The organism is Nitrospira calida (assembly GCF_976986435.1).
Window position 1 is genome coordinate 1,078,750 of record NZ_OZ335950.1, and the last position, 26,541, is coordinate 1,105,290.

The 26,541-nt window shown below is 61.8% G+C and carries 24 protein-coding genes; 7 read left to right on the plus strand and 17 right to left on the minus strand.

The annotated features are described in order from the left end of the window. Positions 1-240: 240 nt before the first annotated feature. A complete protein-coding gene (locus ACWHTU_RS05405) occupies positions 241-426 on the minus strand; it encodes a hypothetical protein (RefSeq protein WP_447862257.1) in 186 nt (61 codons plus the stop codon). Between the two features lie 289 nt (positions 427-715). On the opposite strand from ACWHTU_RS05405, the gene dinB reads away from it, so the two are divergent. The 3 genes from dinB to ACWHTU_RS05420 all read left to right on the plus strand — a co-directional run bounded on the left by dinB (position 716) and on the right by ACWHTU_RS05420 (position 3,360). Then, positions 716-1,828, plus strand: coding sequence for a DNA polymerase IV (dinB, locus tag ACWHTU_RS05410; protein WP_447862258.1), 1,113 nt, complete (start codon positions 716-718; stop codon positions 1,826-1,828). Between the two features lie 127 nt (positions 1,829-1,955). Beyond that, a complete protein-coding gene (locus ACWHTU_RS05415) occupies positions 1,956-2,393 on the plus strand; it encodes an NUDIX hydrolase (RefSeq protein ID WP_447862260.1) in 438 nt (145 codons plus the stop codon). 508 nt (positions 2,394-2,901) lie between these two features. Next, entirely contained in the window at positions 2,902-3,360 is a 459-nt protein-coding gene (locus ACWHTU_RS05420) for an FKBP-type peptidyl-prolyl cis-trans isomerase (RefSeq protein ID WP_447862262.1), read from the plus strand. A 25-nt stretch (positions 3,361-3,385) separates the two neighbouring features. Here the strand turns inward: ACWHTU_RS05420 and ACWHTU_RS05425 are convergent, their stop codons facing one another. From ACWHTU_RS05425 to ACWHTU_RS05440, 4 genes are all read right to left on the minus strand, one after another. Beyond that, a complete protein-coding gene (locus ACWHTU_RS05425) occupies positions 3,386-4,720 on the minus strand; it encodes a nicotinate phosphoribosyltransferase (RefSeq protein WP_447862264.1) in 1,335 nt (444 codons plus the stop codon). Beyond that, positions 4,717-5,304, minus strand: coding sequence for a nicotinamidase (locus ACWHTU_RS05430; RefSeq protein WP_447862266.1), 588 nt, complete (start codon positions 5,302-5,304; stop codon positions 4,717-4,719). Before ACWHTU_RS05430 ends, ACWHTU_RS05425 begins: the two co-directional genes overlap by 4 nt. Before the next feature lie 28 nt (positions 5,305-5,332). Next, positions 5,333-5,746, minus strand: coding sequence for a hypothetical protein (locus ACWHTU_RS05435; RefSeq protein ID WP_447862267.1), 414 nt, complete (start codon positions 5,744-5,746; stop codon positions 5,333-5,335). A 98-nt stretch (positions 5,747-5,844) separates the two neighbouring features. Then, positions 5,845-7,119, minus strand: coding sequence for a cation:proton antiporter (locus ACWHTU_RS05440; protein ID WP_447862268.1), 1,275 nt, complete (start codon positions 7,117-7,119; stop codon positions 5,845-5,847). Positions 7,120-7,374: 255 nt separating this feature from the next. On the opposite strand from ACWHTU_RS05440, the gene ACWHTU_RS05445 reads away from it, so the two are divergent. The 4 genes from ACWHTU_RS05445 (at position 7,375) to ACWHTU_RS05460 (ending at position 12,990) form a co-directional block, all read left to right on the plus strand. After that, a complete protein-coding gene (locus ACWHTU_RS05445) occupies positions 7,375-9,081 on the plus strand; it encodes a mechanosensitive ion channel family protein (RefSeq protein WP_447862269.1) in 1,707 nt (568 codons plus the stop codon). 51 nt (positions 9,082-9,132) lie between these two features. Further along, the gene (locus ACWHTU_RS05450) at positions 9,133-10,029 is read left to right on the plus strand and encodes a mechanosensitive ion channel family protein (RefSeq protein ID WP_447862271.1); all 897 of its coding nucleotides are present in this window, start codon (positions 9,133-9,135) and stop codon (positions 10,027-10,029) included. After that, positions 10,026-11,183, plus strand: coding sequence for an outer membrane beta-barrel protein (locus tag ACWHTU_RS05455; protein ID WP_447862272.1), 1,158 nt, complete (start codon positions 10,026-10,028; stop codon positions 11,181-11,183). Before ACWHTU_RS05450 ends, ACWHTU_RS05455 begins: the two co-directional genes overlap by 4 nt. Positions 11,184-11,322: 139 nt before the next feature. Further along, positions 11,323-12,990, plus strand: coding sequence for an alginate export family protein (locus ACWHTU_RS05460; RefSeq protein WP_447862274.1), 1,668 nt, complete (start codon positions 11,323-11,325; stop codon positions 12,988-12,990). A gap of 126 nt (positions 12,991-13,116) precedes the next feature. Here the strand turns inward: ACWHTU_RS05460 and ACWHTU_RS05465 are convergent, their stop codons facing one another. The 12 genes from ACWHTU_RS05465 to ACWHTU_RS05520 form a co-directional block, all read right to left on the minus strand. Next, positions 13,117-14,244, minus strand: a complete 1,128-nt coding sequence (locus tag ACWHTU_RS05465) for a hypothetical protein (RefSeq protein WP_447862276.1) — start codon at positions 14,242-14,244, stop codon at positions 13,117-13,119. A gap of 111 nt (positions 14,245-14,355) precedes the next feature. Next, positions 14,356-15,282 (minus strand): mechanosensitive ion channel family protein, encoded by a 927-nt coding sequence (locus ACWHTU_RS05470; RefSeq protein WP_447862278.1) that lies wholly within the window; start codon positions 15,280-15,282, stop codon positions 14,356-14,358. 47 nt (positions 15,283-15,329) lie between these two features. Next, positions 15,330-16,358 carry a hypothetical protein gene (locus ACWHTU_RS05475; protein WP_447862280.1) on the minus strand — a complete coding sequence of 343 codons (1,029 nt, stop codon included), beginning with the start codon at positions 16,356-16,358 and terminating at the stop codon, positions 15,330-15,332. Next, complete coding sequence (locus tag ACWHTU_RS05480; RefSeq protein ID WP_447862281.1) at positions 16,359-17,054, minus strand: hypothetical protein; 696 nt, start codon at positions 17,052-17,054, stop codon at positions 16,359-16,361. 8 nt (positions 17,055-17,062) lie between these two features. Then, on the minus strand, positions 17,063-17,368 hold the full coding sequence (locus tag ACWHTU_RS05485; RefSeq protein WP_447862283.1) for a LapA family protein: 306 nt from the start codon (positions 17,366-17,368) through the stop codon (positions 17,063-17,065). Between the two features lie 77 nt (positions 17,369-17,445). After that, positions 17,446-17,637, minus strand: a complete 192-nt coding sequence (locus tag ACWHTU_RS05490; protein ID WP_447862285.1) for a cbb3-type cytochrome c oxidase N-terminal domain-containing protein — start codon at positions 17,635-17,637, stop codon at positions 17,446-17,448. Between the two features lie 4 nt (positions 17,638-17,641). Further along, complete coding sequence (locus ACWHTU_RS05495) at positions 17,642-20,533, minus strand: cbb3-type cytochrome c oxidase subunit I (protein ID WP_447862286.1); 2,892 nt, start codon at positions 20,531-20,533, stop codon at positions 17,642-17,644. Between the two features lie 63 nt (positions 20,534-20,596). Continuing rightward, on the minus strand, positions 20,597-21,970 hold the full coding sequence (gene nhaA, locus ACWHTU_RS05500; RefSeq protein ID WP_447862287.1) for a Na+/H+ antiporter NhaA: 1,374 nt from the start codon (positions 21,968-21,970) through the stop codon (positions 20,597-20,599). 187 nt (positions 21,971-22,157) lie between these two features. After that, positions 22,158-22,673 (minus strand): gluconokinase, encoded by a 516-nt coding sequence (locus ACWHTU_RS05505; RefSeq protein WP_447862289.1) that lies wholly within the window; start codon positions 22,671-22,673, stop codon positions 22,158-22,160. 34 nt (positions 22,674-22,707) lie between these two features. After that, positions 22,708-25,413, minus strand: a complete 2,706-nt coding sequence (locus tag ACWHTU_RS05510) for an MGH1-like glycoside hydrolase domain-containing protein (protein WP_447862290.1) — start codon at positions 25,411-25,413, stop codon at positions 22,708-22,710. A 12-nt stretch (positions 25,414-25,425) separates the two neighbouring features. Next, positions 25,426-25,692, minus strand: a complete 267-nt coding sequence (locus ACWHTU_RS05515) for a hypothetical protein (RefSeq protein ID WP_447862292.1) — start codon at positions 25,690-25,692, stop codon at positions 25,426-25,428. 192 nt (positions 25,693-25,884) lie between these two features. Then, a complete protein-coding gene (locus ACWHTU_RS05520) occupies positions 25,885-26,535 on the minus strand; it encodes a cyclase family protein (RefSeq protein WP_447862293.1) in 651 nt (216 codons plus the stop codon). Positions 26,536-26,541: the final 6 nt, after the last annotated feature.

Below are 26,541 nucleotides of genomic sequence, written 5' to 3' on the forward strand. Positions count from 1 at the left end.
TATAAACATACCACGCGTTCGGGTGCTGGAACAGGCCCCTCCATTGAGAGGTGCTAATAGCGAGTAGCTGTCAGCGTAACCTCTCCTTTGTAAGGAGGGGCAAGGGGAGGGAGAGGGGGGACCGGTTCTGCCAAGAGTGCGACGGGATGACGGCCGAAGGTTTGTGTCGGAAAGAACGGACGTGGCGACGGTCTGTGATGGACAGTTTGAGACGATGTCGATCGCAGGTATCGGCTATCTCTATGACAGGACGCCTTCGAACTCTGCCTCTTCCACGATATTTCGGCCCTGCGTGTGCGCAAGAATGCCGTAGTAGATCGCCTGGGCGCTCTCTGACCATGTTGAGTCGATCGGCAAGCCTCGAAAGGCGGCTTCGGCGGCTTTCTTTTCATCAAAGCTGAGCGTGCGGTTCCGATTCGGCGTCATGTGTCCTGTTCCTCTCGATCCCATCTGCGATGTTTGCCCTGACTCATCCTATCCGATAAGCAACTCCTTTGCCACTGTGAGATCGAATTCTGAAGGGAGAGTGCTCTCCCTGAACCATCAAGCAGTTGTGATCCGGTGTGGTCTCGAGGAGACGGGGAACAGGCAAACATGCCACAGGCGGCCGACTGCGAAATGGCAAAACGCTACAGGCTGTTGACGGATAGGGGGGCTGGCGAAGGTAGCTGGGGCAAGACTCTGGATGGTACGCTGAGGCAGCGGCGGGGCGACCATGCCGAGAATCGTAGCCCATCTGGATATGGATGCGTTCTTTGCAGCGATTGAAGAGCGGGACAATCCCGTTCTGCGCGGCCTGCCGCTCGTCGTCGGGGCCGATCCGAAGCAGGGCCAAGGGCGCGGGGTGGTCTCGACGGCGAACTACAAAGCCCGCGAGTATGGGATCCATTCTGCGCTGCCGATCTCCCGCGCCTGGCGATTGTCCGAAGCGGCCAGGAAGCGGGGACTGCCGGCGGTCGCGTTTCTGCGGGTCGATATGCAGAAATACGCGCGGGTGTCGCATCGAATTATGGAGATCGTCCGACGGTTCGCGCCACACATCGAACAAGCCAGCATCGATGAAGCCTATCTGGATCTGAGTTTCACGGGCTCATACGAGCAGGCCGAAGCCCTGTGCCACCGGATTAAGGAAGCCGTTCGCACTGAGGAGGGGCTGACTGCCTCGATCGGGATTGGGCCGAACAAACTGATCGCCAAAATCGCCTCCGGCGTCATGAAACCGGATGGGCTCACCGTTGTCAGAGAGGACGAGGCGGAAGAATTTCTGGCCCCGTTGCCGGTCCGCGCGATTCCTGGCATCGGTCCGAAGACGGAAGAGTGGCTGGCCAAACGGGACATCAGGCTGGTGAAGGATCTTAGGCGCTATCCGCTGGAAGAACTCCGTGAGATGTTCGGCAAGCGGGGGATTGACCTCTACGAGAAGGCTCGTGGACTGGACGAGTCGCCGATCGAGGAGTGTTATGAACCGAAGTCGATCGGGGAGCAGGAGACGTTCGAGCGGGATACTCTGGACCCCAAGATCCTAGGCGACCGGCTCAAGGCGATGTGCCAAAATGTGGCAGCCCGTCTGGCGGAGGAAGGACACGTGCGTTATCGGACCGTCGTCCTCACCGTGCGGTTTGCCGATTTCGAAACGGTGTCGCGTTCCCATACCCTGCGGGCGCCGACCGACTCTGCGAAGGTTCTCGAGCTGGAAGCTTTGAAACTGCTCCTGCCGTTCCTGGATACGCGCGAGAACCCCAAAAATAAACTCATCCGACTCCTCGGGGTTCGAGTGGAGAAATTGGACCGGTCCTCCGGCGGGGAAAGCGTCAGGACGTTGTTGTGACCCGGTGGCGCGCGTTCAGCCGGCCAATACTGGTATAGGAGGGGGCTGCACCGTCGAGTCTCCGGATTGGTCGGATGGAGCAAACGCCTGCGGCTCTGAGGAAAAGAACAAACGAGGCATGTGCCAAATGGCGAAGGCGAATTTTGAGTTTTCCGCAGGCGGCGTCGTGATGAAGGGCGACACCGTACTCCTCATCCGCGTGCGAAGTCTTAAGGGCTGGGAGGTGTGGACGTTTCCTAAGGGCCGGCTTAACAAGGGCGAACGGAGCTCTGAAGCAGCGTTGCGCGAAGTGGAAGAGGAGACGGGTTGGCGCTGTCGGATCGAACGCGAACTGCCTCGGTCCGTATATTGGTTCCAGCAGGATGGGCGGCGCATCCACAAGACCGTTCGGTGGTTCAAGATGGCGCCGATCGAACGCGTCGGGGAGCCGGATCGTGAAGTCGAAGAAGCGGTCTGGCTGCCGATCGCCGAAGCCGCCTCGCGTCTGACTTATGAGTCCGAGCGGCGCCTGCTCGCGCAGGCTCTTACGGCGGACGCGGCACCGGAGAATGAACAATCGAGTTAACCAGTTCATTCGGTTTTCCTTCCTCACAAGTCTTTGAAAGATGACGCGCAACTTCAGACCGCTGAACAAGCCGCAAGACTCCCCCAATGACAAAACAAGGGGCTTGCAGCAAGCGCGGTCAGTCCATGGTTGTCATGTGTGACGAAACCTGACGGCCCTCGGCCCGGTCCCTTTCCGACGCGGGCGTCCCACTCCAGGACTGCGACCGGTCATGGCGGAATCGCCACGCCGGTCGCGCGCCCCCGCGATTCTTCCGTTGTGCCCGCGATTGTCGTATCACGGGAAAATGTGATACGCTGCTCACAACGTCAACGAATAGTCTGGAACCGATCGCCTGCCTGGTGCAACCATCCTGCGACCCTTTCCAGCCTATTTAGGGGTTTCACCCTCTTTCTGGGAGGTTTAGCCTATGAACATATACAGGCTTACGGGGGGAGGCTTGTTCGCGTTTGTGATGGCCATGTCTGTCAACGTCGCCTGCGCGCAGGCACAGAAAGGAGCGTCGAAGATGACGGTTTCAGAGGGCAAACTGGTGTCGTTGGAGTACACGCTCCGGCTAGACGACAAGACAGTCATCGAGAGCAACGTGGGCGGCGATCCCTTGAGGTATACCCAAGGCGCGCACGAGCTGATCGTCGGATTGGAGAAAGCGCTGGAGGGCATGGCGGTGGGCGACAAGAAGACGGTCACCGTTCCTCCGGCGGATGGCTATGGGGCCGTCGATCCCAAGGCCTTTCAGGAAGTGAGCAAGAAACTGATTCCGCCGGACGCGTTGAGGGTCGGGGCACAGCTCCAGGGCCGGGGGCCTGATGGTCGGGTGCTCTATCCACGGGTAGCGGAAGTCAAGGATGAGACGGTCGTGCTGGATTTCAATCATCCGCTTGCCGGCAAGACGCTTGTCTTTGACGTGAAGGTGCTGGACATCAAGGACGGCGCCGTTCCGTCCAATCCGAAGCGTCCGCATTGATCAGCCGAGCTAGTCGCTGCCGAAATTAGCCCCGCTCGTCGACGGACTTAGCGAGGTCGCGGAGCGCTTGGGCGATGTGGACTGGATAGGGCGGAGCGGGGTCCAGGCGCCGCAGGAAATCGGGCAGGCGGGCGAGCTGGGAAGCGGCATGCGCTCGCGAGTCGGCGAGGGAGGGAAGCAGCGCAAGACGCCGGCCGGCCTGCAGGACGGGCTGGAGCAGCGCATCGCCTGCCTGCGCGTCATCCTCTACTGTGACGATGTCTTCGGCGAACCGGCCATTCGCCTCATAGTGGCGATACACCTGTTTCCGGCCCGGCCACGTGGCTTTCCCCTCCGATCGTTTCCGGCAGGCTCGCCCGGCGTATTCCTGCAGCTTGTACGCGCAGTCAAGCGACGGGGCGTCGGCCGATGTGGTCATGGCCGTGCCCACTGCGAAACTGTCGATGGGGGCGCCGCTTGCCACTAAGGCCTGCACCCGGTACTCATCCAGATTACCGCTCGCGAGAATCTGCACGTGTGGCAGTCCGCCGTCGTCCAGAATGCGTCGGACCTTTCGGGCGTGATCGGCCAGATCGCCGCTGTCCAGTCGCACGCCTTTGACAAGAATGCCTTTCTCCTTCAGCCGGGGCGCAAGCGCCACCACCTTGCGGGCAGCCGCCTCCGTGTCGTAGGTGTCGAGCAGCAGCACAACGTTGTCGGGCTGGGTGTAGGCGAAGTGCTCGAACGCGCTGGTCTCGTCTTCGTGCGCCTGCACGAACGCGTGAGCCATCGTGCCGTAGACCGGAATCCCGAATTTCACACCGGCGAGCACCGTCGCCGTGCCGGTGAAGCCCACCAGGTGGCTGGCCCGGGCCGCGAGCAATCCCGCCTCGGCGCCGTGAGCGCGCCGCAACCCGAAGTCGATCAGCGGCTTGCCGCCAGAGACCAGCACCGATCTCGCCGCCTTGGACGCGATCATGGTCTGAAAGTTGAGGAGGTTCATGACCCGGGTTTCGACGAACTGGGCCTGCGGGAGCGGGGCGGTCACGCGGAGGATCGGCTCGTTCGGGAAAAAGATCGTGCCCTCCGGCATGGCGTGCACGTCGCCAGTAAACTGCAGGCGTTCGAGGTAGTCGATAAACGACCGGCTGAAGCGTCCACAGTGTGCGAGCCACTCCAGATCCACCGGACTGAAGCGGAGCGTTTCCAGATAGTCCAGCACCTGCTCCAGGCCAGCCGCGATCAGAAAGTTACGCGGAGGCGGCAGCTTGCGGACGAAGAATTCAAAGACCGCCGTCTCTTCCATCCCCTGCTCCAGGTAGGCCTGGAGCATCGTGAGTTGGTAGAGATCGGTGAGGAGCGCGCTCGGGGGTTGATTCATACCGCGAGATTCTCCAGGCGGATCGGCACGGCTCCCAGACGGACCATCTCCTCCTCCGCCTTCCGCCCGTCGTCCGGTTGCACGTTCACGGCTCTGACGCCGTCCGTCAGAAGATAGACAGCATAGCCGAGTTTCCTCGCGTCTTTCACTGTGTTGAGCACGCAATAGTCGGTCGCCAGGCCGCCGATAAACAGGCGTCGCACGCCGGCGGCTCGAAGCCACTCGTCGAGCGATGTGCCCTGAAACGCGGAGTAGGCATCCTGGTCCGGCTCAGTCGCTTTGTGGATGACCACGGCCGACGGGGGCGCCTGGAACCCCGGCGGTGGCAACGAACCGGGCGAACCGGCGACGCAGTGAACGGGCCATGGACCACCCTGTTCGCGGAAGGAACAGTGATTCGGCGGGTGCCAGTCGCGAGAGAGAAAGATCGGCAACCCGTGCGACTCAAAGCGGGCCATGTAGCGCATCAGGACGGGCACGACCTGATCGCCGTCCGGCACGCCCAACGCCCCGCCGGGAAGAAAGTCGTTCTGGACGTCGACGACGATCAGAGCGTCGCCCGGTTGCAGCGTCTCTGTGCTCATAGCTGCGGCCGCGAGATCTGCGTCCGATCTACATGGCTCCCAGCAACTTGGCCGCTTTCTTTACGTCCCGCGGTTTGACCCAAAAGATCGCTCCGTACCGGCCCGATCCGGCCACCACCGCGTCCAACGCCGTGACATTGATCTTTGCCCCGGCCAGCTGGGTGAGGACGTCCACCAACGCGCCGGGTCGATCGTCTCCCTCGATGAGGAAGCAGGTTTTTGGCGCCACGAGTTTCCACTTGGCGCGCTTGGCAGCCGTTTTGAACGCTTCGGGATCAGACGGAACGAAATCCATCTGGGAGCGCCGTCCGCGGGGAAACGCGGAGAACGCCAACAGGTTGACGCCGGCGTCCCGCAACATAGTGAGCGCGCCGGCGCCAATGCCCGGTTTGTCCGGAACCTGGACTTTGAAGTACTGCGCGGTGCGGATTGTGTCAGCCATGGGATCCTCCCTTGTTGGACACCGGAGCACGAAGGGACAAACGGTGTCGGAATTGTAGACCACGTTCGGGGGGCGAGGCCAGAGGCTCCTGCCGGCTCTTAGCTGGCTGAGGCCGGCCTACTGGGGGGTGTGGCGACCTGCGCGCCGAAGCCGGCGAAAAACCAGCCGTAAACCTTGGCCAGGGTCGTCCGTTCTAACAGGAATACAAGCAGGGCCGTGAGGACAATACTAAAGAGGACCACCGCATAGGCCAGGTTCTGGATCAATTCTCCCCCCTCGATGCCCTCGTGGAGCGGAATAGCGGCCAGCACAACCGCGGCCAGACCCTTCGGGGTCATGGCCGCCATCAGCGATGCGTCGGCGACCGGCGTGGACTTCTGTACCGACAGTCGAACGACCGGAATGCGCAGGGCGAAGATCGTGACCGTGAGCAGGAACCCGAGGGAGATGACCCACAGGTCGGTCAGCTGCACGGACAGGCCGACGTACACGAAGAAGAACGTCTTGAGCAGAAACGCCACCTCGGAAAAAAAGACCTTCTCGATCTCGTTGAAGGTGATGGGATCGTGCGGAATGTAGCGCCGCCACGGGAGTATCTTGAACGTACCGATGTTGCCCAGCGTCACGCCAAAGGCCAACGCGGCGATATAGCCGCTGTAACCGAGAATCTCCGCGATCCCGAATACGACAAACACGAAAGCCGGCGTGGTGAAGATGGCGTTCTTGAGCGTCCGCACTTTGTTGAGCAGAATCGACCACAAGTAACCGCTCCCGATGCCGAGCAACGACGCCAGGACGAACGAAGACAGGATATGCCCCACCATCAGGCCCAGACGGAGCTGACCGAGCTTATACAGCTCGACCAGGGCCAACGCGACCACGATGCTGAACACGTCGCTCACCGCCGATTCGAGGAACAGAATGGTGCGGCTGGACTCCTGCATATCGAGCTGGCGAACGAGGGGCACGACCACGGCCGGAGAAGTGGACCCGACGATGGCCCCCAGCATGTAACAGACAATCGGGTCCATTTCCGTCAACGCCATCGCGACGGTCCCGACCGCCGCCATGGTGACCAGGAAGCTCACCAGTGTCAGCGACGAGGTGCCGCGCATCGCTTTCCAGAGGACATCCAGGCTGATGCCCGATCCTTCTTCGAAGAGGAGAACAATCAGGGTGACCGTGGTGAACACGGATCCAACGACGCCGAAATGCGCGGGAGTGACGAGTCCCAGCAGGGGACCCAGGAGGAGCCCGATGATGATCAAGAGCAGGACGTCCGGGAGTCGGGTCTGCTGGAAAACGCCTGTGAACAGATGGGCGAGGAAGACCAAAATGCCAACCGAGGTGATGGTAACGGCGATTTCGTCCATGAGGCAGAGTCTCCCGATTCCGGAGCGCCGACGCCTGCATTATGCAGGGAACGCCGTCTGATAGCAATCGGGCGAGGTGGTCGGAACAGCAGCCGTACTTAAGGGGTGATGCTCAGCGCCGGCGCCTCGCTCGCCGGCGGGCCTGCTGTCTGGCGCATCGACAGTGAGTGTGGGACAATGCGTCTGGCTGTCGGCCTTCCGCGCGCCGTCGGCCAGTGCGGAGGCAGGTTCCCGCACGACATCGGAGGATTGCCTATGGGAACGATGGCGAAACAAGCGTTGATGGTTTCGACCCTGCTCGCTCTGTTGACCGCGTCGCCCGCTTCGGCACAGGCTCCCGCGCCGCTGTCTGCTGAGAAACCGGCTGGGGCGCCTGTGCGGTTTGGAGAGGAGGATTTGTTGACTGTCTACGACAGCGTGGGCGCCTTCACTCCGCAGGACCGGGCCGCGGCTATCGCCGAACGCTTGCGGCGCTTATCCACAGACCCGCTGACCGCGCCTGATACGATCACGACGGTAGACCGAGAACACCTGACCGAGATTGTCGCCGGTGACAAGGTTGTCATGACGGTGACTGACGGCGATGCCCGTCCTTTGGGGAAGCCCAGGCAGACCGTCGCCAAAGAGTATGCGTTCAAAATCCGACAGGTCCTGAGTCGAACGCGCGAAGAGACCAGCTCGAAGGCAATCTTGATGGATGTGCTATTCGCGGTGATCGACACCCTCGTGCTTATCCTTGTGCTGGTGGTGTTTCACCGGTACTTTCCGAAGCTTTACACCACAATCGAAGATTGGCGGGGTACCCGCATCAAGTCGATCAAGCTGCAACGGGTCGAGATCCTCTCGGCCAGCCAGATCGCCGAGGCGCTGATCGCCGCGGCCACGGCTGTTCGGGTGGTCGCGACCCTGCTGATTTTGTACTTTTACGTTTCCACCGTGCTCGGCGTGTTCCCTTGGACCAAGGGGATTTCGGCCCAGCTCTTCGGCGCTGTTCTGACCACGCTCAAGGCCATTGGGCAGGCGTTCGCGACCTATGTGCCGGACGTGGTCTCGATTATCGTCATCATCTTCGTGGTCCGGGTGATCATCAAACTGATTCATGTGGTCTTCCTGGGGATCGAGCGCGGGGCCGTGACCTTCGCGGGTTTTCATCGGGAATGGGCGGAGCCGACCTACAAAATCGTCCGGTTTTTGGTCATCGTGTTCGGCGCGGTCGCCATCTTTCCGTATATTCCCGGTTCCGATTCACCAGCCTTCAGAGGCATTTCCGTCTTTCTCGGCGTGCTGTTTTCCTTGGGCTCCACCGGCGCTGTCAGCAATGTCGTATCCGGGATCGTGCTGACTTACATGCGGCCGTTCCGGGTCGGAGACCGCGTCAAGATTGCGGACACCGTCGGGGACGTGATCGAGAAAACGTTGCTGGTGACGCGGGTCCGGACGACGAAAAATGTGGAAATCACGGTTCCCAATGCCTTGGTCCTGGGCAGTCATATCGTGAATTACAGCACGGTGGCCAAAGATTCCGGCTTGATTCTCCACACCAGCGTCACCATCGGTTACGACGCGCCGTGGCGGACGGTCCACAAGCTGTTGATCGATGCGGCCAAGGCGACCACCCATATTCTGCAGCGGCCGGAGCCGTTCGTGCTGCAGACCAGCCTGAACGATTTCTATGTCACCTATGAGATCAACGCCTACACCGATCAGCCGAACAAGATGGCCGGTATTTATTCGGAACTGCATCAGAATATTCAGGACAAATTCAACGAGGCCGGTGTCGAAATCATGTCGCCCCATTATGCCCAGATCCGGGACGGGAACAAGACGACGATTCCGGAAGAATACCTGCCGAAAACCTATGAGGCTCCGGCGTTCAGAATTGCTCCGATCGAAACGTTCCTGGGCAGACAGGGCGAAAGCCGCGCGCAGCGAAATCCGAATAGTCCACGGGATCATTCGTGAGCGTCTTTGCCGTCCTTTTGTGTTTGTGAATGTGAGAGGGAAGGAAATGCGATGGAGGCTCTGCGACGCGCATTCGAATCGATCAAGGATTGGCTTAACGTTCCACTGTTGAAAGGCGGTGCGACGCCGGTGACGCTGTGGACGCTTGTCTCCGTAGTCGTCCTCTTCATTCTGCTGCTGTGGTTGACGAAGAAACTCAAGGATTGGATCGTGCTGACCCTGCTCGCGAGAAGCCGGATCGACATCGGTGTTCGGCAGGCGACGGGTTCGATCGTCCGGTACGTGGTCATTGCGATCGGGTTCGTGGTCATTCTGCAGACCGTCGGAATCGACCTCAGCACGGTGACAGTGCTGGCCGGCGCACTGGGCATCGGAGTCGGCTTCGGTCTGCAAACGATCACCAATAACCTGGTGAGCGGCCTGGTCCTCCTCTTCGAACGGCCGATTAAAATCGGAGACCGCATCGAGGTGGGGAGCGTGACGGGAAATGTCGTGAACATTTCGGCGCGCGCCACGACGGTGGTCACTAACGACAACATTGCGATTATCATTCCCAATTCCGAGTTCATCTCTTCGAAAGTCACGAATTGGAGCTATACAACCAGGGACGTGCGGTTCACTGTTCCCATCGGCGTGTCCTATCGCGAGGACCCCGAGGTGGTGCGAAAGCTCCTGCTAGAGGTCGCTGAGAGTCATCCCGGAGTGCTGAAAGACCGCAAGCCCGATGTGCTCTTCCAGGAGTTCGGCGAGAGTTCCTTGAAATTCATCCTGCGGGTCTGGACGAGGGACTATACGGATCGTCCCGGCGTGCTCCGGAGCGAGCTGAATTACGCCATCATCCGGAAGTTTCGCGAGCACGGGATCGAGATCCCGTATCCCCAACGCGACATTCACATCAAGAGCGGCAACTTGACGCTCGCGACGCCGGCGGTGTCGTCCGCCTCATGATGGTCGCGGTTCTCTTGGCGGCGGGTGCGACGCTGACACTGGCGATCATTCCGGCCCGGTGTCTCGCCGACGAGCCTGGCGCCCGGACCGGCGACTGGCGTTACGGCGGGTTCGTCGATCTGAGCTACGCGGTCAACTTCAATTTTCCCGAAAATCATCTCTGGCGCAGCAAGACCACGACCCCGCGCGTCAACGAACTGGCGCCAAACATGGTGGTGGGATACGCGCGCAAGAGACCTGGAGAGGACTCCAGGTGGGGAATGGAATTGGCGCTCCAGGCCGGCTATGACACTCAAGATTTGGCTCCGGAGCCGATCAAAATCCGCGAGAAGCCGATCGATGGGGCGGACCTACTCCGCCGCGTCGGTCAGGCCAACGTCTCTTATCTGGCCCCGGTCGGCAGAGGGCTTACCCTTACAGCGGGAATCTTCAAAAGCTACATCGGTTACCAGTCGCTGTACGCGCGTGACAATCTCAACTACACACGGTCCTATATGGCGGATCGCTCTCCCTACCTCCTCATGGGCGTCGCCGCGCGGTACCCGCTCCGCGACGACGTGAGCCTGGGCTTCTTCATCGTCAACGCCTATACCCATCTCTCCCATATCAATGATCAGCCGAGTTACGGGGCCCAAATATCCTGGCGCCTGACGCCTAGGGTCACGGTGACCCAGAACCTCTATTACGGGCCTGATCAGGTGGACACGTCCTTGCGCTTTTGGCGGTTCTTCTCGGACAGCATCGTCGAATGGAAACGCGATCGCCTCACGCTGGCCGTGGCGTACGACATCGGGACCGAGAAAGCGGCCGAATCCCCCAACCATCCGCGGACCTTTTGGACCGCCGCGGCGGCCTTCGCCCGTTGGAACATTGCCGGACCCTGGAGCGTGGCGGTCCGTCCCGAATTCTACTGGGATCGCAATGGGCGGATGACCGGCTCCGAACAATTGCTCAAGGCCGTCACCACGACGCTCGAACACAAGGTGCGACTCGGCCCTCACACCGCATGGCTGCGGCTCGAGTACCGATTCGACGAATCCACCGGTCCCGGCGGAGGATTTTTCAAAGGCGGAGAAATCGCGCCGGGCGTGATCGGGCTGACGGGCAGTCAACACCTGGCCATCGCGGCGCTGATCTGGGCGTTCGATTCGTAAACATGTTCCGAGATCGCCGACAACGAACGGCGAACAGCCGCGGCGCCGTCGCCGTGGATCGAGACCAGGGTCGGTTGCCGTCGCGACGCATCGGAATGAACGCGATGAACCGTCATATGAGGAACGTAGGCGGCAGGACATGAAGCTCTTAAGAGATGGCTTGCCAATCGGCGTGATCGGCGGCATCGCCTTGGTCACATCCGGCGCGCTGTTCGCGACGACGGCGGCGCAGCCGCAGCGACCATCGGAAGGCGTCGCCGAGCCGGAACCGCCGGCGATCGAAGAGAAGCTGCGGAAGCTGGAGCAACAAGGACCGCAACCGGAGCCGCAGCCGTCCGAAAGTCCTCAACCGCGTCCGAAAGCAAAAGCCCTCGAGCGCCTAAAGAAATTGGAACAGCGGCGGGAGGAGGAAAAGGCGAAAGAGCTGGAAGAACAGGGGCCGAAGGAGCGGGCCCGTCAGAAGATGCAGCAGCTCAAACAACCGACGGAACCGGCGGCGCCCCCGGCCTCCAAGGTCCGGGTCAAACAACTCCTCGGCGTGTACGGCGAGGTAGTCGGCATCTACGACGAAATTCTGCAGAAGACGGAGCCGGGGCCGGGGACGCTCTATCGCGCGTTGAAAGGCCCGGCCTGGCTGGTGCTTGGCGGGGAGCATCGAACCCGCTATGAGACCCTGGATGGACGATTCCGCGCCGGTGAAGTCGGCAGCGACCAGCAACTGGCTTTGCGCACGAGGCTCCTCTTCGGGATTCAAGACATCTTCGATCCGGTTCGCCTCACCGTGGAGCTGCAGGATTCCCGCGCGTCTCTCACCGATTCAGGGTCCTTCGTGACCAGCAACCACGTGAACCAGACCGATATTCAGCAACTCCACATCGATTTCGTTTCCGACAACTTGCTAGGCATGGGCCTACCGACGGAGCTGAATATTGGGCGGGTCAACATGGACCTCGGCAGGGGAAGGTGGGTCGCCCGCAATAACTTTCGTAACGCGACCAACGCCTTCGACGGAGCCCATTGGAGCCTGGGCGAGCGGAACCGATGGCATCTGCATAGCTTCGTCGTATGGCCGGTTGAGCAGTTCCACAGAAAAGCCGATCACGTTTTCACTGAAAACCCCACCACCCTGTGGGGGGCATATGTTCAGCTTCCACCTCTAGAGTGGTTCCGCGCGGAATTGTCCTATCATGGCCATGCCAGCCGGAGAGAAGCCGGAGATTTCACGATGCTCGGCGCCAGGATCTTCAAACTCGGCGGGGTGAGCCGGCTCGAGTTTGAAGTCGAGACGGACTATCAGTTCGGCAATATCGCGCCGACCATTGGCTTCGGCCATTTTCACCACGGGGAATTCGGCTACACGTTCGATCTGCCTTGGACGCCCCAGCTTTTGTTCAAATTCGATTATGCCAGCAACGGGTTCGACACCCTTTACGGGCGGCGCTCGTTCGAGTTGATGCCGACGGGTATTTTCGGCGCCGTTCAGCGCAGCAATGTAATCTATCCCGGCTACCGCGTCCTCGTGAAGCCGGCCAAGCGGGTCTACCTGTTCGTGCAACATCGACCAGCCTGGTTGGCTGACGGGCGAGGGCATTGGGTCGGCACCGGGCTGCAGGATCCGACCGGCTCGGCCGGAACGTTCCTCGGACATATTGTCGAGCTGCGCGCCCGATGGGGCCTAACGGATTATGCCTTTCTTCAGGCCGGATTCACGCATTTCGCGTTCGGGTCGTTTCCGCAACGGGCGCCGGGCAGTCCGGGCGCCTCACACTCGAACTACGGGTACGTGGCGACCGAATTCATGTTTTGATTCCGGCGGAGCGGGGCGCGAGCTTTTGGTAAGACCTCGATGGAGGGGTCGCAAGGCGGCCGCGGAAGCGTCGCTTGTTGGGTGCCGTCGCAGAGAACCCGCCATCCGCGGTTGCTCAGGCCGGGCTCATTCGCCTTTCTTGTCCGTCGCGGGGGGCGCCGTCCACACGACCTTCTCCTCCTTGTCGCGCAGCATCAAGGCAGGGGATCCCTCGGGATCCAGAAACAGGCTGGCGCGGTGCTTATGTTTCTCGTCCAGCAGGTCCAATGCCATTTCCTTGTTTTCCCGGAGACCTAAGAACGCGCTGTGCTTGCCTTTCTTGCTACTGATCAGCAGGCTCGGCCGGTCTTCTCCCTCCAAGCTCAGGAAGAGGCCGTCCTCTCCGGTCTTATCGATGAGCGAGAGCAGAGGGCGGTCCCGCAGGATCAGACTGGGACGGTCGGCTTCGTCCAGACTCAAGCCTGCGCGCAATGCGTCCTTTTTGTCATACAGCGCCAAGATCGGTTCTTCCTTTTTCGGCAGGGGCTGCACAGCCATCGTCATTAGCCGGTGGCCGTCTTTGTCTTTCAGCGCGATGCGCGGCGCGCCTTCCTCGGCCAGTTCCACCCGAAGCCGCGGATGGTTCTCTTGGTCGATCAGGTCCAGCCCATCCAGCGCGAGGCTCGTCCGGACCTTTCCGTCCTTGTACAACATGAGGTGCGCTTTCTCTGGAGCGGTGGCGAGGACGGCGTTGGTCTGCCCTTTCTGATCTTCCAGGAACAGCCGGGGATTCCCGTCCACAAACAGCAGCGTCGCGACGCCCTTGCCTTCCTTGCCGGTCAAGCGCAAGTCCGGCCACCCTTGATCGCTCAGTCCGAAGCCCGCCGTCGGCGCGCCCTCCTTGTCCATCGTCAAGTCCAGTCGGGGCTGGCCCTTGCTGAGAAGCGCCAGCCGGATGCGGGGGCTTCCGTCTCTGGCGTTCAAGCGGAGGTCGGGTTGCCCCTCCTCGGTCAGGGCCAAGCTCGCGACGGACATCCCGTCCCTGTTGACGAGATCCAGGCGCGGCGCGCCCCTGTCGGAGACGGCGAGCTGCGCGCGAGGCGTGCCTTCCTTGTCTACCAGGATGAACTGTTCGGCGATCACGACCCGCTGGCGCGGGGCCAGTTCCTGAGCGACGACAGGGTCCGCCGACAGGAATCGGTTTCCGATCGTGCCGCCGAGAAAGCCCGCCGCTAACGCCAGAACGACCACGATTCCGTACGCATGCTTAAACATACCACCCTCCTATGCGCTCTTGTTGCAGACCACGTCCCGTGTTTGCGAATCCATCGGGTCCGAATGGACCGGGGCGGCGCCGATTGTACCGCATTGGCAGAGCAGCGAGCATCAGGCGTTGACCGGGATGTCGGCGGGCAGGACCTGCACCTTGAAAGGACCGCTGGCCTCGCCGACGTAGAGGGACCGATGGGGAAAGGGAATTTCGATCCGCTGCGCGTCGAACGCGAGTTTCAGGCGCCGGCGGTATTCGCGTCCCACGTTCCATTGTTCTAATGGCCGCGTTTTGATGCGGATCCGAATGACAATGGCCGAGTCGGCGAAATTCTCCACGCCGATGATCTCGATCGGCGAGACAAATTTGTCGCGAAAGTTCGGATCGTTCTGCAGGTCCTCGCCGACCTGCCGCATGACTTCCATCACTCGGTCGGGATGTTCCTTGTAGGCCACGCCCATGTCGAGGACGAAGGCCGACCACTCTTTCGTCATGTTCGACAGCGTTGTGATGGCGCCGTTCGGAAAAATATGGACGACGCCGGAGAAATCGCGAAGCGTGATGGTTCTGAACGTGATGGCTTCCACCAACCCCCCGGTACCGTTGATCACGGCGACGTCGCCCAGCCGGATCTGATCTTCCAGAATGAGGAAGAATCCGCTGATCAGGTCGCGAATGAGATTCTGCGCGCCGAAGCCGACCGCCAGCCCGATGATGCCGGCGCCGGCGAGGATCGGCCTGATATCCAGTCCGATCTGATGAAGCACTTCGATGATCATGATTGCCCAGATCACCGCCGACGCGATGGTCCTGAGAATGCCCGTCAGGGTAGCCGCCCGCTTCCTGGCGGTCCCAGGAACCTGCTCGCCGGGTTCGTTCGCCAGGATGATCACCCGTTCCAACTGCTGAAGCCCGAGCCTCAGGAATCGAAGGCCGAGATACCCGATGACCAGAATCAATGCGATGCGTAAGCCTGCTTCGCCCGCTTTCTCGACAACGGTCAAAAGCCACGGAACGACGTTCTCGAAGGACAATTCCGCCATGGTACGAGCCTCCCTGCTGAATGTGAAATGGATGGTGGATCGACCGGTCAGAATTCGCGGATGATCCGGAAGCCGACGGCCGGCAGCGTGAAGTCACGCGTCAAACGCACGCCGACTCCGGCCTGGACCATCCAGTACTTGCTCACCTCGTAATGCACCTGCGGCATCACCAGCAAGGCGGCGTGGCCGCCGACGACCTGCCCGAAGTTCGTCTCGATCCCGGCGACGAGCCGGTCGGTCACGTCCGCGAAGAGCGTCACGTTGCTGAGCAGCTCGGCGTTCGTGCCGCCGGCCGCGCGGCCGAGTTCAAAACGGGGCCCGAACATGCCAAACAGGCTCCACGTGTCATCCAAACGGTAACCGGCCAGGTACAGCCACGTGGTCGTCCAGATGTGGGGATCCAGATCATACTGCAGGATCGTTTGGGCGCCGTGAATGTACCGGTTTCGCCACGCCGTCCCGAAGGTGACTTGCCCCGCCGCCTTGTAGGCTTCGACCCGGGCGTTTTCTATCGGCAGTTCCACTTCGAGCGCGATCCCCTCCGTCAGCACGAACTCGATCTCCGGCGCCCACTCGAAGCCCTGCGTATCGGGACTCCGGCGCACCAGGCCCAGCGGATCGGGTACCTCGTCCACCCTGCGCGTTTTGCGGGAGAGGGGGACCAGACCCAGCGTATTGAATTCCGCCTCGCCTCGCGTGGCGCCGAGCGGCCGGACCAGATCGAACACCATCGGCTCCGGAATACGGGGGCCCTTTTCTTCTCCCGACACCCGCTCGATGGTCTCTGGTTCGCGCGTGTCCTCCGGCCACAGGACCCATCTTTGCTGCAGATCGCCAAGCCATGTGTCTGTAGGCGGAAGGCTGACGGCGAAGCGGCCGTCCGCCGAACGCGTGGTCCCGGGAATCGATGGGAGCCACGGCAGGCGTTCAGGTCCAACGACTTCGGCCTGGAGTTGCCCGACTTGAGCTGCCAAGAGGCAAAGCCAGGCCACGGCTATGATGGGCCTCGACGTTCCTCGGAGCAATCTGTCGGTGACAGGGACCGCCGAACTGTGGAGCGACCGCATGACCGGCATTTACGGCGCCTGCAAGATGTCGGTGGTGCGGAAGGTGAAGAAAAAGAGGACCGTGTACTGATTGTAGTACGCGTTACCCGTGGTCCAGGGGGTGGACCGGACGAACCGGCCGGTGGCGGTCTCATAGATGTCCAGGTACAGCCGCGCGTGCGCCAACTGATCCTGCTCCTGGTACAGGGTGATCTGGGGCAGCGAAAACGGGATGAGCACGCTTTGGATCGGCGGCAGCCCGAAGAAGGTATTCCCTTGGTTGGTGCCGAGGGCCAGCACCATGGCGCGGACCAGATAAGTGGCCTCGCTGGGGTGCGGCTTCAGGTGGTAGCCCTGCTCGCCCAGCCGCGCGGCGACCGCGTCGCGCACGAAGGCCAGGTCCCACGATGGCGCGTCGATCACTCCGAAGTCGCCTTCGCGCTGCAGGTGCACGTGCGCGCGATCGGTTTGGAGGCCGCTGACCTCGACGGCGACGGTCGCGCCTGCCGGCAGCGGCACGGTCACGTTGGCCAGCGCCCGTTCGACGGCGTGGGTGAGCAGCAGTTGTTCCACCGCGCTGCGCGGCGTCTTGGAGACCTCCTGCGGCAATGCGCAGGCAGCCAGCAGCACAAAAAGTGAAAGCGGTAATAGTTCGAGCTGGCCGCCGCGCCAGCGCACACGGCCGGCGCCGGCCGCTTGAGGTATCCTGGTCAGGATGTCGTGCATGCGGTGGGTCAGCAGTCGGGGTGGGAGGACGTCGGAGGGGTCCCGCTGAGTTGCTCTTGGAGTTCGCGGATGCGCGCTCCTTGGGTCTCGATGGTCTCCAGCAGCCGCGATGTCTCGCGCGCCCGTCGCCAACGGGGGCCGAGCGACAGAAGAAACATGAGCGCCGCGCCCAACGCCGCGGACGAAAGGATGACAATCACCAGCGAGCTTTCATACTCCCAGATCAGAAACCGCACGGTCACGCGGTCCGTATTCTGCAAGGCAAAGACCGCGGTCAGCAAAGCCAGGAGGAATGCAAAGAACAACGTCGCCATCAGAACCTCGCCTAAGAAAGTAGAGCCTGCCGCTGCGTCAAGTCAGCTGCCGGCTACTCGCTATCCTTCTATGGCGCTCAGGTCGGGCTCCAATATCGGAGCAGATAGTAGATGCTCCAGATGAGAAGCCCGAGAACCACCAGCATGAGCCATAATGGAACAACGCCGTCTCGCTCGCGGATGCCCGCATGCCGGTAGTGGTAGACCTGTTCGGTCTCATGATCGTTGGAAGGCTTGTGCAAGACCTGCTCACCATCGTGTTCGCTCATCCGTTCACCTCCTGTTGACGGCTGAGTCCGGAGCCTGAGCCGTCAGGCTTCCAGGCTCCCGGTGCGGTCGGTGCTGCACCACCTCTTTCGCCAGGTCGCCACGCCGCGCAGCGGCGGAGAGTCCGGCCCAGATGCGGGTCCTGGCCTGTTCCCGGTCCGCGTCCTTAAGTCCAGCCGCGACCAGTTCGGCTTCGTGCGCCGCGACGCGCAACGATTGCACATAATGAACAATGTCCCAAATTTCCTCGGGTTTCAATTGTTCGTTGAACACCGGCATGGGGGTGCCGCCTACGCCGGTCGCGATCGTCCTGAAGAGATGTTCGCTGTCATGGCCCAGCTTCACGCCGCCCGCAGCGCCGGCTCGCAAGGTGAAATTCGCCGGCTTTAGCGGCTGCCCCCAGATATCTGTGAGCACCGGGACCATGGGGCCGTCTCCCTGGCCGCCGGAACCGTGACAAATCATGCAGTTGGCCAGAAACAGTCCTTTTCCTTTGTCCAACGATGCCGTCGTGATGGGCGGTTCGGGCGGGATCACGATCGGCCGTTCGACGTGCTCCTTCCGCCACCGATCCGAGAACGTCTTGATATATTGGACCACGGCGCGGCGTTCGTGATCGGAAATCTCTTGCCAGGACGGCATCGCGGTGCCCCACAGCCCGTGCGTGATCGTGCTGAAGAGATCCACGTCCGTCGGGAGCGAATCCTTGCCCGGCGTCGAGCGGAACTTGAACACGCCCTTCGTAAAATCGCGCGGACGGGGATCCATGAACCGCGCCGACGGACCGTTGCCGTCTCCTTGCACCCCGTGGCAGCCGATGCAACGGCGGGCATAGATCTCCCGGCCGAACTCGAGCAAATCCTCCTGCGCCTGCGGGCTAGCGTCAAGACCTAGCCCCGCAACCTTCTGCGTCGAGGCAAAGCCTTCGCGCCAGTCGCCGATGCCCGTGCCTAGCTTCTGCAGATACGCTACCAGCGCCTGGCCCTCCTCGTTGAGCCGCGGCGGGCCGCTGTTCTTGGCCGGTTCGAACAGCCACGGAAACGCGGGCATGATCGAGTCCGGCACCACCTCCTGCGGCGACCAGTGGTGGGCGATATGCCAATCGTCGCCGTACTTGAGACCCACGCGGGTCAAATCCGGTCCGATCCGCCTGGTGCTGAAAAGATGCGGGCGGTCGTAGGCGTATTCCCCGGCCTGGGAGACCGGTCCCCACCGAAACGACTCGCCGGTGACCGGGCGGACATATTGGGAATGACAATACCAGCAGCCCTCGCGGATATAGACTTGACGGCCTTGCAGTTCCTGTGGCGTGTAGTCGGCCACTCGGATCGGGAGTTTGGTGACGACGTCTTCGACGATCGGCGTGCGCGTTTCGGCCATGAGCCAGGGCGTTATACCCTGGATGCCGACCGCCAGGAAAAAGAAGGCGAATCCGGCGGCGAGAAACACCGTGGAGGGGCTTTCGATCCAACTCCCTTTGGCGACGACCTGCACCGGTGTCTCGACCGGTCCCGCGGCTTCGAAAATTTCGCGTTCCACCGGCGACCCCGCCTGCGCGGTCTTGTAGAAGTTGATGAACATCAGGAGCAGGGCGGCGTCCATCGCCACACCGCCCAGCGTCCGGGCCACCCACCAAGGTTTCATCTCCTTGACCGTGTCCACGAAGTTGGCGCCGAATTCCAACATCGAACCCTGGACGAACCCTTGCGCGGTCAGCCCCGCGGCCATGACGGTAAAGCCGGCGATGGTGAGCCAGAGATGCCAGCTCGCCAGCCGATCGCTCCACAGCCTTCGGCCTGTGACCCGCGGCCACACGTAATAGGCCGCCCCGACCGCCCAGACGACGAAGGTGCCGAAGACGGTCAGGTGCGAATGGGCGATGACGAAGTCGTTGAAGTGGGTCAGTTCCTGCAGTCGGCGCAACGCCTCGACCGATCCCTGGAAACACCCGAGCAGGTAATAAACCGCGCCCAGCATTAGGAACTTGGCGGCGTAATTGTCGCCCCCTCCGCCACCAGCCACCGCGCCCCACCGGCCAAGCATCGTCCCGAAAAAGTTCACGATCACGGTCCACACCGGAATGATCAGCAGCATGCTGGTCACAATCGAGATCGTCTGGGTCCAATGGGGGATGGGGCTATAGAGATAGTGATGGGTCCCGACGAACGGGTAAAAAAACGCTAACGACCAGAAACCCAAGAGCGAGAGCTTGTGGCTGTAGAGCGCGTTTTTGGCGCTCAGCGGCAGGAAGTAATAGATGAGGGCAAGTCCGGCTGGGGTGATCCAGAGCCCGACAATATAATGGATATACAGCCCGTGCATGGCGGCACTGTTGACGCCGGTGAGATCCTCCGTGTAGGGCAGCAGCACGTTGCCGAGGATCAGATTCATGATCGTCCAGATCAACGCGGCAGTGGCGTACCACATCGCCACGTAAAAGCGCGTTTCCACCCGGCGGAAGACGGTGACCAGCACCTGGAGTGTGATGGCGCCCAGGACGGCGAACCGCAGAATGTTCAACGGCCATTCGAACTCGCCCGCCTCCAAGCCCATGTTGTAGCCCATCAGCAGAGACAGCGAACCGAGGATCAGAAACGCATTCCAGGCGTGCAAGAGCCACCAGCCCCATGCCTCCTTGTACATGCGCACGCCGCAGAGGCGCGGGACGATGTAGTACAGCAAGCCCAAGAAGACCGTGGAAAAGGAGCCGAAGATTACGCCGTTGACGTGGACGGGACGCAGCCGGCCGAAGGTCAGCCACGGGAGGCCGTCCAGAAATTCCGGGTTGTGGAATTTGATCGACACCACCACCCCGACGATCGGAAACACCGTCAGCCAGACCAGCGACCACCAGATCCACGCCTTCACAAGGGGTCGATTCACCAATTCGTCCTGCATAACGTCCTCCTCCTCCTACTGGCGCTTCGGCATTCCCGCATAGACCGCTTTCACCCTTCCTTGCTAGGGAGAGGGGGAGGGAGATACAACCGACTCTCGCTCCGACTGGCCCCCGGTCCGCAGGATCAACCAGCCCGTGACGCCCGCTAACGTCGAGCCCATCAGAATGCCCACTTTGGCGGGAGCATCGAGCGGCGTTTTGCCGAATGCGAGTCCGTCAATGAACAGGGACATCGTGAAACCGATGCCGGCCAGAAATCCCACGCCGATCACGTGACGCCAGGTGATTCCCTCGGGCAGGGTTGCGACCCCGATCCGCACCGCCGACCAAGAGGCCAATGTCACCCCGACCGGCTTGCCAATCAGCAGGCCGCCGATCACGCCGAGCGCTACTGGGTGCAGCAAGGTCGCCGCTGCCTCGCCTTCGATCGTGACGCCGGCGTTGGCCAGGGCAAAGACAGGCAGCACGACGGTGGTGATCCACGGATGCAGGGCGTGCTCCAGACGTTGCAGCGGAGTGACGACTTCGTCGGCTGCCTGCTGCAGGCGTGCCGCTACGGCCTGCCGGTCCGGGTTTGCCAGCGGTGGCCGTCCGGGCTCCATCGCCTTCTGAAACTTCTCGAGCAGCGCGCGCGCCCGCGCAACGAACTCCTCGCCGGATAACCGTGTTCTCGCCGGGATCGTAAACGCCGCGAGCACGCCGGCGATCGTCGGGTGGATTCCGGACAGAAAAAACGCCAGCCACAACCCGCCGATGCCGAGCATTCCATAGACCAGCGGATGGCGGATGCCCAGGAGGTTTGCGCCGACGAGACCGACCAGAAACGCCGCGCCCACCGCCAGGCTCGCCCACGAGATCGTGGAGGTGTAGAACAAGGCGATGATCAGCACCGCCGCTAGGTCGTCGCCGATCGCGAGCGCGACGAGAAAAACTTTCAGCGCCAGCGGAACGCGCGCTCCAAGCAGCGAAAGAATTCCCAGCGAGAAGGCGATGTCCGTGGCCATCGGAATGCCCCAGCCCTTCGCGCCCTCGGTCCCCGCGTTGAAACTGAAATAGATCAGGGCCGGGAGCATCGACCCACCCAGCGCGGCGGCAAGAGGCAGGGTTGCCTGGCGCAGAGAGGAGAGCTCCCCGACCAGCACCTCGCGCTTGATCTCCAACCCGATGACGAAGAAGAACATCGCCATGAGCCCGTCGTTGATCCACAGGACCAGCGGCTCGGTGAGGGCGAAGTCGCCGATTCCGAGTGTGATCGGCAGCCGGCGAAATGTCATGTAGGCGTCAACCCAAGGCGAGTTCGCCCATGCCAGCGCGATGACCGTCGAGATCAACAACAAGATGCCGGCCGCCGATTCCGCCCGGATGAAGTTCTGGAACGGCTCGATGACCGGCTTGATCAGCGGCTCTCTGGGCCGCCCTTCGTTCCGTTGAAACATAGCTGTGCGAGAGGGTCAGGGCCCTCGATGACCTTTCTTCTTTTTGAGATACAGCACCGTCAGGCCGATGAACCCGATGACCACCGCCAAGCCGCCGAGCAAGACCAAAGGATCCATAGACGCCTCCGGTTGGTTGTGGAGAGAAGAGCAAGCCGCCACTAGCTGCGCGCCGTTTGCCGCCGTTTTTTCACCGGCCGAGGGCCGACCGAATCCTCGCCACGATGTGATCGGGGGAATCGGCTACATCGATGACCAGGGCCTCGGCCGGCTCCTCCAGAATCTCAAACTGGCTGGCAAGCAAGTCCTTGTGCATGAAGTGACCCTCGCGGTGAACCAGGCGCTGCTTGATGAGGTCGAAGTCGCCCTTGAGGTATACGACGCACAAGCGGTCCTCCAACCCCTCAACCAGCGCACGTCGAAACGCGGCCTTCAGCGCCGAGCACGCCAACACGACGTGCCGGCCTTGCTCGATCCATTCCGTGAGCGCCGACCGGAGTGTTCCCAGCCAGGGCCGGCGGTCCTCGTCGGTCAGCGGCACGCCTTGCCTTAACTTCTCGAGATTGGCGGGTGAATGGAACACGTCTCCGTCGCAAAAACTCCAGCCCAACGCGTCGGCCAGCCGCAGCCCGATGGTTGTCTTCCCGGAGCCCGAGACGCCCATGATCAGCACCACCTGCGGCGTCATCTGCTCATCCCGCCTCACCCTCTGCTCCGCTCTCGCTTTATCCCGTACCCCTTTACCCCTTCCTTCTCCCTTTTTTTCCCGTGCGATCTTGTGCAAGGTCTTCCAGAAATCTGACCACCAGAGCCGTCCAGCCGGTCTGATGGCTGGCGCCGCAGCCCCGTCCCATGTCGCCGTGGAAATATTCGTGAAACAGTGTCAACCCGCGCCAGTGCGGATCGTCGGCGAAGCGACGGTCCTCTCCCTGCCACGGGCTCAGACCCCGCTCGTCCGGATGAAACGTCGCCGCAAGACGTTCGGCGAGCAGGACCGCGATCTCTCGAAGAGACCGCTTCTGTCCCGATCCGGTCGGATAGTCGACAAGCAACCGGTCGCCGTAAAAATGGTGGTAACGCTCGAGCGCCTCGATGAAAAGATAGTTCAACGGAAACCACACCGGGCCCCGCCAGTTGGAGTTGCCCCCGAACAGGTCGTTGTCGGATTCGCCGGGGACGTAAGCGACCCGATATTCGTTGCCCTCGGCTTGAAAGACATACGGGTGTTCCAGATGCACCCGCGACAGCGAGCGGATGCCGAAGGGCGCCAGAAACTCACGCTCATCGAGCGCGTAGCGCAACACCCGCTCCAGCCGCTCGCGGGAGGGAATGGCCAACAGCAGCCGATCGTGGGCGGCATCCTTCAGCGACTCCATGTAGGAAATTTGGCGATGCAGGTCCTGCCGGTTCTCGATGAACCAGCGCATCCGTTTGGTGAAACCGGGGAGGCGATCCAGTTCCTTTCGCTCCAGGACTTCCACCGCGATCAGCGGGAGCAGTCCCACGATCGACCGGACTTTCAAGGCGACGGGTTCGCCGTTCACGTGCAGATGGTCGTAATAAAACCCGTCATCGTCTTCCCATAGCCCGGTTCCGTCGAGGTTGTTCATGGCGTCCGCGATCGCCACGAAGTGCTCGAAGAATTTGGACGCCACGTCTTCGTACGCCGGGTCTTCCTGGGCCAGTTCGATGGCCATTGCCAGCATTGTGAGACAGTAAAACGCCATCCAGGCCGTGCCGTCCGCCTGCTCCAAGTGGCCGCCGGTGGGCAGCGGCTTGGAGCGGTCGAACACGCCGATATTGTCGAGTCCCAAAAACCCTCCGGAAAACAGATGTCGGCCGCGCACGTCCTTGCGGTTGACCCACCAGGTGAAATTGATGAGCAGCTTCTGGAACACCCGGGCGAGAAACACGCGGTCGCGCTGGCCTTTCTGCGCCGTGATCTTGTACACCCGCCAGCAGGCCCAGGCGTGGACCGGCGGGTTGGCATCGGCAAAGGCGAACTCATAGGCCGGAATCTCGCCGTTGGGGTGCATGTACCACTCGCGCAGAAACAGAAGGAGTTGGGCCTTAGCGAACGCCGGATCGATCCGCGCGAACGGGATCACGTGGAAGGCCAGGTCCCAGACCGCGTACCAGGGGAATTCCCACTTGTCCGGCATCGAAATGATGTCGCGGTTGTAAAGGTGGAGCCAGTCGCTGTTCCGGCCCTGCCGCCGGGCAGGGGGCGGAGGAGGCTGGGACGGATCGCCGTCCAGCCAGTCTTTGACGACATAGAAGTAAAACTGCTTGGTCCATAGGAGGCCAGCGTAGGCCTGGCGCGCCACGCGCCGTTCTTCGTCCGACAGGCCCGGCGGGATCACGGTGGCGTAGAACTCGTCGGCTTCCCGGACCCGCTCGTCGAAGAGGCGGTCGAACTCACGCCCGAACGGCGACGCCGGCGCGCCTTCCTCCCGACAGAGCCGCAGACGCACGACTTGCTGCTGCCCGGCCGGCACATCGAGCCGATACAGGGCGGCCGTTTTGGTCCCGACGCCGGCCGGATTGATCGCGTCGGTTCGGCCGTGAACAAGATAGTCATGAAACGCATCCTTGACGAACGGCGAAGGGTTCGGCGTTCCGAACAAGCGGGCCGTGTTGGTTTCGTTCTCGGTGAACAGGAACTCCGGGCCCTGCCGGCCGGCGGCTGATTCGGCGATGAAGCGGAACCGTCCCAGCTCATGGTGATCGGTCAGAACCGCCGTCTCATTCCCGCGGACGATCTGCGGCTTGGGGCCATAGCCTTCTCCGGAGCGTCCCCAGGACCAGATATTGCGGAACCAAAGGGTCGGCAGCAGATGGAGCGTCGCCGGCTCCGGCCCGCGGTTGGCGATCGTGAGCCGGATTAGCAGGTCGTCGGGCGAGGCCTTGGCGTATTCTGCCAACACGTCCCAGTAACGGTTGTCGTCGAAGACACCTGTGTCCAGCAACTCAAATTCGGGGTCGTCTTTTCCGCGGCGGCGGTTTTCTTCGACCAGACGCGCGTAAGGAAATTCCGCCTGAGGATACTTGTAGAGAGCCTTCATATAAGAATGCGTGGGCGTGGAATCGAGATAAAAGTAGCACTCCTTCACGTCCTCTCCGTGGTTGCCTTCCGGCCCCGACAGGCCGAACAGCCGCTCTTTGAGAACGGGGTCGCGCCCGTTCCAGAGTGCGAGCGCGAAGCACAGGCGGCAACGCCGGTCGCAGACGCCGAGCAGGCCGTCTTCCCCCCATCGGTACGCGCGGCTGCGGGCATGGTCGTGAGGGAAATAGTCCCAACAGGTCCCGTCGAGGGAATAGTCCTCGCGCACGGTCCCCCACTGCCGTTCCGAGAGATACGGTCCCCACCGTTTCCAGTAGCGGGTACGCTCCGTGTCCTCGGCGAGACGCTTCCATTCGGCGCCGCGCGATGCCGGTTTGGCCATGGGCTCTCCGTTCTACTTCGTCGCTTCCTTGGCCTTCTCGACGGCTTCTTGCATCGCTTCCTTCATCTGCTCCGCTCCTTCTTGCGCCTTTTCGGCGGCTTTTTCCGCCGCCGCCTCGACCTTTTCCTTGCTCTCCTGCAGTGCCTGCCCGGCCTTCTCGACCGCTTCATCGATTTTCTTGCCGGCTTTCTCCGCCGGTCCTTCCTGTTTGCAGCCGATCCCGACGCACAGCACCGCAGACGACAACAAAATGGAGAAACCTCGATACACGCCGTTCATGGTTCCCTCCTTCCCCCTGACCATAGCTCTGCCTTCAACAGAGCGGCAGCGAATAGCCGAATAGCCGATAGCGTCGATTCTTCATCGCCCCTCTCCCACAGCGAGAAAGGAGGAGTTCTTGCGGGACTCCCAAAACCTCTTCCTCCGGGGGAGAAAGAAGTCCTGAGAAATTAGGGGGGCGGCCTGCAGGCGTTACGTTCCCGCCGGGATCCGGCGCAACACCGCCCTGGCCGGCGCGCCGTCGCTGTGGGCGATTTTGAGCGGCAGACAGATCAAGTCGTACTCGCCAGGACGAACGTGCGACAGGTCCAACCCCTCGATGATCCAGATGCCGGCCTTCAACAGCGCGCGATGCACCTCCGGCCCGTTCTTTTTGTAACCGCCGACGGACAAGTAATCGACGCCGACGGTTCGCACCCGGCGCGCGGCGAGATATCGGCCGGCTTCCGTGGACAGGTACACGAACTCCTTGATGAATACATCCGTCTTCCAGACTCGGGCGGAATTGCGCGTCTTGAACAAGATACGCTCGCCGCGACGAATCCGGTGCGGGCGCAATTCCTCCACGCGGATGCGATCGGGGTCGCGGATGGCGATGACACGGGCCGGCCCGATCACCGCCGACAGCGGCATCTCGTCCAATTCTTTTCCGCCGCGGAGGAAGTGCACCGGCGCGTCCATGTGTGTGCCGCTGTGCGCTCCCATCGAAATCTCCGAGAGCGTGCACGCGTCCCCATGCTTCATGTCCAGAATGCGCGTGATCCGGATCGGCGGATTGTCGGGCCAGTGCACCATGCCCGTCCGAAACGCCACCGACACGTCGATCCAATCCCCATTCACCACGGCAGT